Origin of the sequence: Serratia sp. N21D137 (genome assembly GCF_047530005.1) — a bacterium.
GTDB classification, from domain to species: Bacteria; Pseudomonadota; Gammaproteobacteria; order Enterobacterales; family Enterobacteriaceae; genus Chania; species Chania fonticola_B.
The window spans coordinates 127,702-139,514 of the sequence record NZ_JBLJAJ010000009.1; the positions used below are offsets into that span (position 1 = coordinate 127,702).

Sequence of the window (11,813 nt, forward strand, 5' to 3'; positions counted from 1 at the left end):
GTCCCCTGATTAATTTGCCACCCGGCGGGAAGTCCCAACGGTTTGCGGTGGCGCCAACACTCTTGCCAACACTTCTGCTTCCAACTCTGCCAGCTTTACCGAACCTTTTCGGCGCGGTCGTGGCAAATCAATAGTCAGATCCAGCCCGATACGTCCTTCTTCGATTAACAGCACCCGATCGGCCAGTGCGATCGCCTCGCTAACGTCGTGCGTGACCAGCAGTACGGTGAAGCCATGCTGTTGCCAAAGCGTTTCGATCAGCCCCTGCATTTCAATACGCGTTAACGCATCCAGTGCCCCCAAGGGTTCATCCAACAGCAACAAACGTGGGCGATGGATCAACGCACGGGCCAGGGCGACACGCTGTTTCTGCCCGCCAGACAGCGCGGCTGGCCATTCATTGGCACGGTCGGCCAGCCCAACGGTGGTTAACGCCTGCAATGCAGCATCACGCCAGTTGCCGCTCAGGCCAAGCCCCACGTTGTCGATCACCTTTTTCCATGGCAGCAGGCGAGCATCCTGAAACATCAGACGCGTATCGTCTTTGGCGTGGCTGAGTGGGGCATTACCGCTCACCAGGGTCCCACTGTTGGCCGTTTCCAGCCCTGCGAGCAGGCGTAATAAGGTGCTTTTACCACAGCCGCTGCGGCCAACCACGGCCACAAACTGGCCCGCGGTGATGCGGAGTTGCAAATCGTCCAACACGGTGCGGTTGCCATAACGTTTGGCGATGCCTTCCAGCGTAATGGGGGTGCCTTGCGGAATACGAGTCGGGGCCGTCATTATGCTTCTCCTGATTTCAGTTGATAGGCCGGGTGCCAGCGTAACCAGACACGTTCGAGCAGTTGTGCGCAGGCATCGGCCAGTTTGCCGAGCAGGGCATACAGAATAATGGCGACCACCACTACATCGGTCTGTAGAAATTCACGGGCGTTCATTGCCAGATAACCGATGCCAGAGTTGGCGGAGATGGTTTCGGCGACGATCAGCGTTAACCACATAAACCCGAGCGCAAAACGCACGCCGACCATGATCGAAGGCAACGCGCCGGGTAACACCACCTGCGTAAACAGGCTAAAGCCGCTCAGGCCGTAGCTGCGCGCCATTTCCAGCAGGCCACGGTCGATATTCTTGATGCCGTGATAGGTGTTCAGATAGATCGGGAATAGCGTACCCAGCGCCACCAGAAAGATTTTGGCGGACTCGTCGATGCCGAACCACAAGATCACCAGCGGGATTAGCGCCAGATGCGGCACGTTACGGATCATCTGTACCGAGCTGTCGAGCAAACGCTCTCCCCAACGGGACAGGCCGGTAATGAACCCTAGTACCAAGCCAATGCTGCCACCGATACTGAAGCCAATCAGCGCACGCCAACTGCTGATGGTCAGGTGTTGCCACAGCTCGCCACTTTTGGTTAAGGCCCAAAAGGCTGCCACCACGGCACTCGGCGCGGGCAAGATACGGTTAGACAACCAACCCGCCTCAACGGCGGTCTGCCAGCCAATCACCAGCGCTACCGGCAAAGCCCAGGGGGCTAGCCGGTGCAGAATTTGTTGTGCACCGATCGCCATCACTGTTCTCCTCAGCTTTGTGACACTTTTTGTGGGATATAGATATTGGCGACCGCTTCGCCCTGTGGCTTGATCGCACGCAACTGGGTCGGTTGTTCGCTGGTCGCCAGATCGAGATGTGGGAACAGCAGTTCACCTACGCGATAGGCCTCTTCCAGATGCGGGTAACCGGAAAGAATAAAGGTGTCGATGCCCAGATCGGCATATTCCTGAATGCGCTCAGCGACCGTCGGACCATCGCCCACCAACGCAGTGCCCGCACCGCCACGCACCAATCCGACACCGGCCCACAGGTTAGGGCTGATTTCCAGATTGTCTTTCTTGCCACCGTGTAAGGCCGCCATACGCTGTTGGCCAACGGAGTCGAAGCGGGCAAAAGCTTTCTGTGCATCCGCAATGGTTTGATCATCGAGGTTGGCGATCAAACGGTCGGCCGCCTGCCAGGCTTCTGCGGTGGTTTCGCGCACGATAACGTGCAGGCGAATACCGAAGCGGACTTTGCGCCCCAGGGCCGCTGCTTTGGCTCGTACTTCCTCTATTTTTTCTTTCACCTGGGCAGGGGGTTCTCCCCAGGTCAGATACAGCTCGACCTGCTCGGCTGCCAGATCCTGTGCCGCCTCAGAGGAGCCGCCAAAATACAGCGGTGGGCGAGGTTGCTGCACCGGCGGGAACAACAGCTTGGCACCTTTTACCTGAATATGCTTACCGGCGAAATCGACAGTTTCACCTTCCAGCACTTTGCGCCATACGTGGGTAAACTCGGCGGAGGCTTCATAGCGTTCGGTGTGGTTAAGGTGCAAACCTTCCGCTGCCAGCTCTTCCGGATCGCCACCGGTCACCAGATTGAATAGGGCGCGGCCGTTGGAAAGCCGATCCAGCGTGGCGGCCTGCCTGGCTGCCAAGGTCGGGGAGATGATGCCGGGGCGCAGGGCCACCAGGAATTTCAGCCGCTGCGTGACCGGAATTAATGAAGCGGCAACCAGCCAAGAGTCTTCGCAAGAGCGCCCCGTTGGGATCAGCACGCCGCCGAAACCAAGCCGGTCAGCGGCCTGGGCGATCTGCTGAAGATAACCGTAATCGACCGCCCGTGCCCCTTCTGAACTCCCGAGATAGTGGCCATCGCCGTGAGTCGGTAAAAACCAGAATACGTTAATGCTCATAGGGTTCTCTCCTGATTATTGTGCGGCTGGATGCCAGACGCGTTGAGAAATATCGACCTGCACCGGAACCAACCGGTTGGCGAAAAAGAGATCGGCGGTTTTTTGCTGGGCAGCAATGGTGGCGTCCCCTAGGGGTTTGATGGCCGTCGGTGGGCGATGATCCAGATAGCTGGCAATTACCGCTTCCGGTAAGCCCATCGCCTTGGCCAGCAAGGTAATGCTCTGCGCCCGATCGCTATGCGTCAGCGCATCGGCCTGGGTCAGCACCGCCAGCACCTGCTGGATGAACGGACCGTTGGCTTCGGTATAAGGGCGAGCGGCCAGGTAGAAAGAACCGGTCTGGTTCAGTTCGCTGCCATCGGTCAATACCCGCACTCCGCCTTGCAGCAACGCGGCAGAATAGTAGGGATCCCAGATCACCCAGGCATCGACGTTGCCCTGTTGGAAGGCCGCTCTGGCATCGGCGGGCGTCAGATAAACCGGTTGGATATCGGTAAACCTCAGGCCGTCCCTTTGCAGTGCCCGCAGTAGCAGGTTGTGTGAACTGGAGCCTTTCTGGAAGGCCACTTTATGGCCTTTCAACTCGGCGACGCTGTGGATCGGGCTATTTTCCGGCACCAGGATCACTTCCGCCTTGGGTTTTGGCGGCTCTACGCCGACGTACAGCAGGTCGGCCCCGGCGGCTTGGGCAAAGATAGGCGGGATATCGCCGGTGCTGCCCAGATCGATGCTGCCGACGTTCAGCGCCTCGAGCATCTGCGGGCCCGCCGGGAATTCGATCCAACTGATGTTGGTGGCAGGAAAGCGTTGTTCCAGCAACTGGTGGGTTTTGGCCAACACCAGACTCACCGAGCCTTTTTGATAGCCAATACGAAACTGAGCAGGCGCGTTATCTTGTGCGACGGCGGTATTGTTCAGCGCCAGCGCCATAATGGCGGCCAGCGCACCGGTGTTAAGCCAACGGCGGAAAGAGAGGGGCATGATGATTTCCTTAGGCGGTTAGGCAGTTTGCCGGGTTAACAGAGAGGCGGCGGTGTTTGGCACCGGCGGTTTACGGCGGCTGAGCGCCAGATAAAAACTGTCCAACGCTTCGTTCAGGCGTGCGGCCACCCCATCGGATAGCTGGGCCTGTTCACCGTTAAGTACTATCTGGCCGTCATCGGCAAACACGCCGTGCAGCACTTCCTGGGCTTTCAGCGCCGTCAACACTGGCTTCAACGCATAGTCCACCGCCAGCATGTGGCCAATGGAGCCGCCGGTGGCCAGCGGCAAAACCACTTTGTGTTCCAGCGCGCGTTCAGGAAGCAGATCGAGTAAGGTTTTCAGCGCGCCAGAAAACGATGCCTTATAAACCGGCGTGGCGATCAAGAGGCCATCCGCAGCGGCAAGTTGCGCGGCGAAGGCTTTAATATCAGGGCTGTTAAAATTGGCGCGCAGCAGGTCTTCCGCCTGAAAATCGTGCAGGGTATAGGGGATCACTTCCACCTGCTGCTGTTGTAGCCAGCGTTGGCTCAGTTGTAACAGCGCCGCCGAGCGTGAGGGGAGCCTTGGGCTGCCAGCTAGAGATAAAACGCGCATCGCCACTCCTTATATCAAAAAGTTATCAATGTTAAATTAATGTTCGTAAAGTGTTTTAAAGCTAACAGCAAAAGGGGGTGATTTTTAAATCTCATTTTTTGATTTTGATATGCGTAAAGGGGGAAAAGCGGGGAAGTAGTGCCATACAAGGGAAACGATTGCGCTAAACGCGCTTTTTTTGCCTTTAATCAATTCCAATTGGCGAGGGGATACCGGATAATACGCCCCCGGTCGACAGGCCTATCCTGCTGACTTGAGGTTGTCGCTAAATAACCGCAACACCGAAAGCCTGAAGCAGGTGGGGATCATGCAGGTTAGCCGACCGTTGAGCGCAAGGATGCGCGATTGCGAGCCCCCAGGGATGGGTTTACGGCGTGTCGGCGTTCTGCATGATCCCCACCTGTATCCCCATCAGGCACAGCGATTGACTTGCGACCTCAAGTCAGCAGGATATCACCGGGAAATCAGGAGAGTACATGTACTACCCCATCGTCAGGAAAGCCTTGTTCCAGCTCGATCCCGAGCGCGCTCACGAATTGACCTTCAGTCAACTGCGCCGTATTACCGGCACCCCACTAGAGTTTCTTATCCGTCAGTCGGTGCCGAGCAAGCCGGTGAGCTGCATGGGGCTCTCTTTTAGCAACCCATTAGGTTTGGCCGCCGGTCTGGATAAAGACGGCGAATGCATTGATGCCTTTGGTGCGATGGGCTTTGGCTTTGTTGAGGTCGGTACCGTTACGCCGCGTCCGCAAGCGGGCAATGATAAACCGCGTCTGTTCCGCCTGGTCCCGGCCGAAGGGCTGATCAACCGCATGGGGTTCAATAACCATGGCGTAGACAATCTGGTTGAAAATGTTAAGAAATCCCATTTTGGCGGCGTGCTTGGGATCAATATCGGCAAGAATAAAGACACGCCGGTCGAGCAGGGCAAAGACGATTATCTGATCTGTATGGATAAGGTTTATCCGTATGCCGGCTATATCGCGATTAATATCTCATCACCCAATACCCCGGGATTACGATCCTTACAGTATGGTGAAGCGCTGGACGATCTGCTGGCGGCGATAAAAAATAAGCAGGCCCAATTGCAGGCTCGCCATCACAAATATGTGCCGGTTGCGGTAAAGATCGCGCCGGATCTTTCAGAGGAAGAACTGATCCAAATAGCGGACAGTTTAGTGCGTCATAATATAGATGGGGTCATTGCCACCAATACCACTCTCGATCGTAAACTGGTTCAGGGGTTGAATTACTGCGATCAGGCAGGGGGATTAAGTGGCCGTCCGGTACAGTTACGCAGCACTGAAGTGATCCGCCGTTTGTCGCAAGAGTTGCAAGGGCGCTTGCCGATTATCGGCGTTGGTGGAATTGATTCCCTGACGGCGGCGCGGGAAAAAATGGAGGCCGGGGCAACGTTGGTACAAATTTATTCCGGTTTTATCTTCCACGGACCGCGTTTGATTAAAGATATCGTTACCCATATCTAATATTTTACCTTTCATTTTCGACCGGGGGTTTATTTCTGCCCCCGGCTCGTCTATATTTTGTTCGGTAGCGGAATTATCCGATGTTTAAGCAACCTTTCTGGTGATAAAATCGCCTTTTGCGTAATACGCGTTGGCATGTGGTGAGAAGGATAAGCAATGAAGATAAAACCTGACGACAATTGGCGTTGGTATTTTGACGCTGAGCACGATCGACTGATGCTCGATTTAGCCAATGGTATGATCTTCCGTTCACGCTTTCCGGCAAAAATGCTAACCCCGGACGCCTTCGCTGAATGTGCATTCTGCGTCGATGATGCAGCGCTTTATTTTGATTATGAAGAACAGTGCAAACAGATAAAGCTCAGCCATGAACAACGTGCCGAGTTGGTATTAAATGCGCTGGTGGCCTTCCGTTTTCTCAAACCCCTGATGCCCAAGAGCTGGCATTTTGCTCAGCAACACTATCCGCTACGCCCAAAAAATGGCGAGTTGGCGGCGGTGAAGGTGATGGATAGCGGTGTCGAGGCGCGTCTGCTGGTGGTGGAAGCCGGGGATAATGCCAGCCTGTGCTTGCTGGCACAAAATCAGCTGGCGTTGGCTGGGCGCACCATGGTGTTGGGGGATGCGATAAAAGTGATGCACGATCGCTTGAAACCTTGCATCCCGGATGAACAGTCTGCCCCGGCTTACGACAGGGCAGTGTAATAAGCGTTACGCCAGCTTCACATCGCTTTTAGGAATACAGCTGCAACAGAGGATGGTGCCGTTGGCGGCCACTGCGCTTTTCTTTAGCGGGGCAACCTCGCCCTCCACCAGCGTTATCTTGCAACTGCCGCACAGGCCAGCCCGGCAGGAGTAAGGGATGCGAATGCCTTGCTGCTCCAACTGCTCTAACAAGATCTGCTGGTTATTACCGGCAAACACCTTTCCTTGATACTCAATGCTCACGCTGGTGGTGCTGTCCTGCGGTGCTTGTAGGCTTTCGACGACCTTGCCTGCCCCATAAGGCCGCGGCGGTTTGGTTGACAACACTTCAACACTATCGCCGACGCGGATAATACCGCTGTTACGGGCAATCATGTTTTGGCCAAAGTCGACGTCGCCATTATCGGCAGTGCGGAACTGTTGTAGCGTACTCAACGGCTCGCCGCTCGGGTGTTTACGGCCACGTTCGACGCTGACCGTGGTCAATACGCAGCGGCTGCAAGGTTTTACCAGATCGAACATCACGTCGCCGACGCGGATCACCTGCCAACCATCTTCTGCCCAGGCCGGGCTGCCGGTCACCACCAGGTTCGGGCGGAACTGCTCCAGCCTGATGCTGCTTGGGCAACGTTGCTGCAGATCCTGGAACGAAGCTTCATTAATCAGCAGATAAGGGTAACCGTCGGCAAAGGAGAGTGGGATTTCCGGGTGCTTCTTTACCCTGCGGGTTAATTCAGGCCCAACCCAGCGCAGCTGGACCTCGCGCTGAAAATAACCGCTTAGCCAACTGTTGATGGCCACCGGGGCGATCAACGCGGTGAAATGGTTGCCCCACACCTCGGTCGGCTGCGCATCGGGGGCGAAATCAATGAAGCGGATCGCCGCGCTTTCACCGTCCGGTGCGGTCAGAAACAGACCATCCGCCAACAACGCCGGGGTAAACAGCACCATCTGCGGGTATTGGCGGGCGGTGATGAAGGTACCGTTTGGCTCGGTGATCATGAAAGAGCGATCAAAAGCCAGGCCGTTGCTGGCCACCTGAGCGTGAGAAAGCTGCAAACCCCGTAGTGATTTGACCGGATGAACGTAAAGTCGGGAGAGCGTGATCACCCCTGCCTCCGTGCGATAAATGAAATAGAAGGGAGCAACTTTATGACAAGCGGTCTGGATTAGCTATAATGCGCAACAATTTTCTTTTTGGTGATAAGCACGATATGAACACTCTGTTTGCCAGCACGGCGCGTGGACTGGAAGAACTGTTAAAAAGCGAACTGGAGCGGCTTGGCGCTCACTCCTGCAAAGTGGTGCAGGGGGGAGTACATTTTCAGGGTGACGATCGTCTTCTGTACCAAAGCCTGCTCTGGAGCCGCCTGGCTTCGCGTATTCTGTTGCCGCTGAATGAATTTCGCGTGCACAGCGATTTGGATCTGTACCTCGGTGTGCAGGCCATTGACTGGCCATCGATATTTGGCCTGGATAAAACCTTTGCCGTGCACTTCAGCGGCCTCAATGAAGAGATCCGCAATAGCCAATATGGTGCGCTGAAGGTCAAAGACGCCATTGTGGACAGCTTTACCCGCAAGCTCAACGATCGGCCAATGGTAGAGAAACAGCAGCCGGACATTCGGGTGAACGTTTTCCTGCAGCGTGATATGGCCAGCGTAGCGCTCGATCTGAGCGGAGAAGGTTTGCACCAGCGCGGCTATCGCGATCTTACCGGCCAGGCTCCATTGAAGGAAAACCTGGCGGCAGCGATTGTCCAACGTTCCGGTTGGCAACCAGGGGCGCCGATGCTGGACCCGATGTGCGGCTCTGGCACGCTGTTGATCGAAGCGGCGATGATCGCCTCCGATCGCGCGCCTGGCCTGCATCGTCAACATTGGGGCTTTACCGCCTGGAACGGCCACAATGCCGAACTGTGGCGTGAAGTGATCACCGAAGCGCAGGTGCGTGCGAAACGTGGCCTGCAAGAAACCCCGTCACGCTTCTTCGGTTCCGATATCGATCGTCGTGTCATCGAAATGGCGAAGGGTAATGCCCGCCGCGCGGGCGTGGCCGAATTGATCACCTTTAACGTTAATGACGTCAGCAAACTGACCAACCCACTGCCGGAAGGCCCGGTAGGCACGGTGGTCAGCAACCCGCCATACGGTGAACGCCTTGAGAGCGAACCAGCCCTGATTGCGCTGCACAATATGTTAGGGCGCATCATGAAGAGCCACTTTGGTGGCTGGCAGCTTTCGTTGTTCAGCGCCTCACCGGAACTGCTCAGTTGCCTGCAGCTGCGCGCAGAGCGCCAGTTCAAAGCGAAAAACGGCCCGTTGGACTGCGTACAGAAAAACTACCAGCTGGCAGAAAACCCGCAGGGTGCTGGTGGTGTGCAGGTGGCAGAAGACTTTGCCAACCGTCTGCGCAAGAATCTGAAGAAATTGGATAAATGGGCAAAGCAGCAGGGGATCGAGTGCTATCGCCTGTATGATGCCGATCTGCCTGACTATAACGTGGCGGTGGATCGCTATGGCAGTAAGGTGGTGGTGCAGGAGTACGCGCCGCCGAAAACCATCGACGCGCAGAAAGCCCGCCAGCGCCTGTTTGACGTGATTAACGCCACGTTAGCGGTACTGGAGCTGCCTTCGAATCAGCTGATCCTGAAAACCCGCGAACGTCAGAAGGGCAAAAATCAGTATGAGAAGCTGGCGCAGAAGGGGGAGTTCCTGCTGGTAGAAGAGTTCAATGCCAAGCTGTGGGTCAACCTGACGGATTATCTCGATACCGGGTTATTCCTCGATCACCGCATCGCTCGCCGTATGCTGGGTGAGATGAGCAAAGGCAAAGACTTCCTCAACCTGTTTGCCTACACCGGCACCGCAAGCGTACATGCCGGGTTGGGGGGCGCACGCAGCACCACCACGGTGGATATGTCGCGTACCTATCTGGAATGGGCGGAGAAGAACCTGAGGATTAACGGCCTGACCGGTAGACAGCACCGCCTGATCCAGGCAGATTGCCTGTCCTGGCTGCACAATGCCGACGAACAGTTCGATGTGATCTTTATCGATCCGCCGACGTTCTCCAACTCCAAGCGGATGGAGAACACCTTTGACGTACAGCGCGACCATCTGGCGCTGATGAAAGATTTACAACGGATACTGCGTCGTAACGGGACCATCATGTTCTCCAACAACAAACGCGGTTTCCAGATGGATCTGGCAGGTCTGAACGCACTGGGTCTGGAGGCGAAAGAAATTACCGCCAAGACACAGTCAGAAGACTTTGCCCGTAACCGTCAGATCCACAACTGCTGGCTGGTCACCCACGCCGGCGAAGGAAAATAATTACTATGTCGTTAATCAGCATGTCCGGTGCCTGGCTCTCTTTCAGCGATGCACCTTTGTTAGACAACACCGAAATTCATATTGAAGACAATGAACGCGTCTGCCTGGTTGGGCGCAACGGGGCCGGTAAATCGACCCTGCTGAAGATCCTGGGTAAAGAGATCCCCTTGGACGATGGGCGCATCATTTACGAGCAGGATCTGATTGTGGCGCGTTTGCAGCAGGATCCTCCGCGCAATATCGGCGGCACGGTGTTCGACTTTGTGGCCGAAGGCGTGGCCGAGCAAGCGGAACACCTGAAGGCGTATCACGCTATCTCACATCAGGTGGAGCTGGATCCGAGCGAAAAGAACCTGACGCGTATGGCGCAGGTCATGGAAATCCTCGATCACCAGGGCTTATGGCAGCTAGACAGCCGTATCAGTGAAGTCCTGTTGCAACTTGGGCTGAACGGCGATGCGGAGCTGTCCTCCCTGTCCGGTGGTTGGCTGCGCAAAGCGGCACTGGGCCGGGCGTTGGTCAGTTCACCGCGCGTGTTGCTGCTTGATGAACCTACCAACCACCTGGATATCACCACCATCGACTGGCTGGAAGGGTTCCTGAAAGAGTTTCAGGGCAGCATCGTCTTCATCTCGCACGACCGTTCGTTTATCCGCAATATGGCCACGCGCATTGTCGATCTCGATCGCGGCAAGCTGGTGTCATGGCCGGGCAACTACGAGCTGTACCTGGAAAGCAAAGAAGAAGCGCTGCGGGTGGAAGAGCTGCAGAACGCCGAATTTGACCGCAAACTGGCGCAGGAAGAAGTTTGGATCCGCCAGGGCATCAAGGCACGCCGCACGCGTAACGAAGGCCGGGTGCGCGCTCTGAAAGCGTTACGTAACGAGCGTTCACAACGTCGTGAAGTGATGGGCACCGCCAAGATGCAGGTGGAAGAGGCCGTGCGTTCGGGCAAGATTGTGTTCGAAATGGAAGACGTCAATTATCAGGTCGCCGACAAAGTGCTGGTCCGGGGCTTCAGTGCTCAGGTGCAGCGCGGTGACAAAATCGCATTGGTGGGGCCAAACGGCTGTGGTAAAACCACCTTGCTGAAATTGATGCTCGGTCAACTGAAAGCCGACAGCGGGCGAGTGCACTGTGGCACCAAGCTGGAAGTGGCTTACTTTGACCAGCACCGCGCCGAGCTGGATCCAGAACGTACCGTGATGGACAACCTGGCAGAAGGTAAGCAGGAAGTGATGGTCAATGGTCGTTCGCGCCATGTGCTGGGCTATCTGCAGGACTTCCTGTTCCACCCTAAACGGGCAATGACGCCGGTCAAAGCGTTGTCGGGCGGAGAGCGTAACCGCCTGCTGCTGGCTAAATTATTCCTTAAACCGAGTAATTTACTGATCCTCGATGAACCAACCAACGATCTGGACGTCGAAACGCTGGAACTGTTGGAAGAGATGATCGATAACTACCAGGGCACCGTATTGCTGGTGAGCCACGATCGTCAGTTTGTTGATAACTCCGTGACCGAGTGCTGGATTTTCGAAGGCAATGGCGTGATCGACACTTACGTCGGGGGCTACTACGATGCACACCATCAGCGTGCCACCGCCAAGCCGATCCGCACGGTAGCCACCAGCCAAACCAAGGCTGCGGTGGAGAAAAAAACCGAGCAGCCCAAGAAATCAGCAGCCAAACTGAGTTATAACCTGCTGCGCGAACTGGAGCAGTTGCCGCAGCGCCTTGAACAGCTGGAAATGGATATTGAAGCCTTGCAGGCACAGGTGAGTGACGCAGGGTTCTTCTCACGCCCGCACAGCGAAACCCAGCAGGTGCTGGCCGATCTTGCCACTGCGGAGCAGGCACTGGAACAAGCCTTTGCCCGTTGGGAAGAGCTGGAAGCAATGAAAAACGGCTGATCGGAAACGGGTTGCCCGCATGCTGCTGCTGTGGGCAACCCAGGCTGTACCGATGAGCGACACG

The 11,813-nt window shown here is 56.0% G+C and carries 10 protein-coding genes; 4 read left to right on the plus strand and 6 right to left on the minus strand.

Annotated features, from left to right (window positions below; genetic code table 11):
* Positions 1 to 9: 9 nt before the first annotated feature.
* From ssuB to ssuE, 5 genes are read right to left on the minus strand one after another with little or no spacing between them, the layout of a single operon-like run.
* Entirely contained in the window at positions 10 to 783 is a 774-nt protein-coding gene (ssuB, locus tag ACMV5H_RS09945) for an aliphatic sulfonates ABC transporter ATP-binding protein (protein WP_094982372.1), read from the minus strand.
* Positions 783 to 1,574, minus strand: coding sequence for an aliphatic sulfonate ABC transporter permease SsuC (gene ssuC / locus ACMV5H_RS09950; protein ID WP_046808141.1), 792 nt, complete (start codon positions 1,572 to 1,574; stop codon positions 783 to 785). Before ssuC ends, ssuB begins: the two co-directional genes overlap by 1 nt.
* A gap of 11 nt (positions 1,575 to 1,585) precedes the next feature.
* Positions 1,586 to 2,734 (minus strand): FMNH2-dependent alkanesulfonate monooxygenase, encoded by a 1,149-nt coding sequence (gene ssuD, locus ACMV5H_RS09955; protein ID WP_179247839.1) that lies wholly within the window; start codon positions 2,732 to 2,734, stop codon positions 1,586 to 1,588.
* 15 nt (positions 2,735 to 2,749) lie between these two features.
* Positions 2,750 to 3,715: a sulfonate ABC transporter substrate-binding protein gene (locus ACMV5H_RS09960; RefSeq protein WP_115159653.1), complete on the minus strand. Its 966-nt coding sequence runs from the start codon at positions 3,713 to 3,715 to the stop codon at positions 2,750 to 2,752.
* A gap of 18 nt (positions 3,716 to 3,733) precedes the next feature.
* Entirely contained in the window at positions 3,734 to 4,312 is a 579-nt protein-coding gene (gene ssuE, locus ACMV5H_RS09965; RefSeq protein WP_115159654.1) for an NADPH-dependent FMN reductase, read from the minus strand.
* A 476-nt stretch (positions 4,313 to 4,788) separates the two neighbouring features.
* Between ssuE and pyrD the strand changes: the two genes are divergently transcribed.
* Positions 4,789 to 5,799: a quinone-dependent dihydroorotate dehydrogenase gene (gene pyrD / locus ACMV5H_RS09970; RefSeq protein WP_021804888.1), complete on the plus strand. Its 1,011-nt coding sequence runs from the start codon at positions 4,789 to 4,791 to the stop codon at positions 5,797 to 5,799.
* Positions 5,800 to 5,955: 156 nt separating this feature from the next.
* Complete coding sequence (locus ACMV5H_RS09975; protein WP_021804887.1) at positions 5,956 to 6,504, plus strand: cell division protein ZapC; 549 nt, start codon at positions 5,956 to 5,958, stop codon at positions 6,502 to 6,504.
* 6 nt (positions 6,505 to 6,510) lie between these two features.
* Here the strand turns inward: ACMV5H_RS09975 and ACMV5H_RS09980 are convergent, their stop codons facing one another.
* Positions 6,511 to 7,614, minus strand: a complete 1,104-nt coding sequence (locus tag ACMV5H_RS09980) for a YcbX family protein (protein ID WP_414821760.1) — start codon at positions 7,612 to 7,614, stop codon at positions 6,511 to 6,513.
* 104 nt (positions 7,615 to 7,718) lie between these two features.
* Here ACMV5H_RS09980 and rlmKL point away from each other — a divergent pair, with 104 nt between their 5' ends.
* Together rlmKL and ACMV5H_RS09990 are read left to right on the plus strand one after the other, a co-directional pair.
* Positions 7,719 to 9,839: a bifunctional 23S rRNA (guanine(2069)-N(7))-methyltransferase RlmK/23S rRNA (guanine(2445)-N(2))-methyltransferase RlmL gene (gene rlmKL, locus ACMV5H_RS09985; RefSeq protein WP_414821779.1), complete on the plus strand. Its 2,121-nt coding sequence runs from the start codon at positions 7,719 to 7,721 to the stop codon at positions 9,837 to 9,839.
* A 5-nt stretch (positions 9,840 to 9,844) separates the two neighbouring features.
* Positions 9,845 to 11,749 carry an ABC transporter ATP-binding protein gene (locus tag ACMV5H_RS09990; RefSeq protein WP_115159656.1) on the plus strand — a complete coding sequence of 635 codons (1,905 nt, stop codon included), beginning with the start codon at positions 9,845 to 9,847 and terminating at the stop codon, positions 11,747 to 11,749.
* Positions 11,750 to 11,813 lie beyond the last annotated feature (64 nt).

Coding starts and splice junctions, on each gene's coding strand:
- ssuB (WP_094982372.1), bottom strand. CDS start 783: ATGACGGCCCCGACTCGTATTCCGCAAGGCACCCCCATTACGCTGGAA.
- ssuC (WP_046808141.1), bottom strand. CDS start 1,574: ATGGCGATCGGTGCACAACAAATTCTGCACCGGCTAGCCCCCTGGGCT.
- ssuD (WP_179247839.1), bottom strand. CDS start 2,734: ATGAGCATTAACGTATTCTGGTTTTTACCGACTCACGGCGATGGCCAC.
- ACMV5H_RS09960 (WP_115159653.1), bottom strand. CDS start 3,715: ATGCCCCTCTCTTTCCGCCGTTGGCTTAACACCGGTGCGCTGGCCGCC.
- ssuE (WP_115159654.1), bottom strand. CDS start 4,312: ATGCGCGTTTTATCTCTAGCTGGCAGCCCAAGGCTCCCCTCACGCTCG.
- pyrD (WP_021804888.1), top strand. CDS start 4,789: ATGTACTACCCCATCGTCAGGAAAGCCTTGTTCCAGCTCGATCCCGAG.
- ACMV5H_RS09975 (WP_021804887.1), top strand. CDS start 5,956: ATGAAGATAAAACCTGACGACAATTGGCGTTGGTATTTTGACGCTGAG.
- rlmKL (WP_414821779.1), top strand. CDS start 7,719: ATGAACACTCTGTTTGCCAGCACGGCGCGTGGACTGGAAGAACTGTTA.
- ACMV5H_RS09990 (WP_115159656.1), top strand. CDS start 9,845: ATGTCGTTAATCAGCATGTCCGGTGCCTGGCTCTCTTTCAGCGATGCA.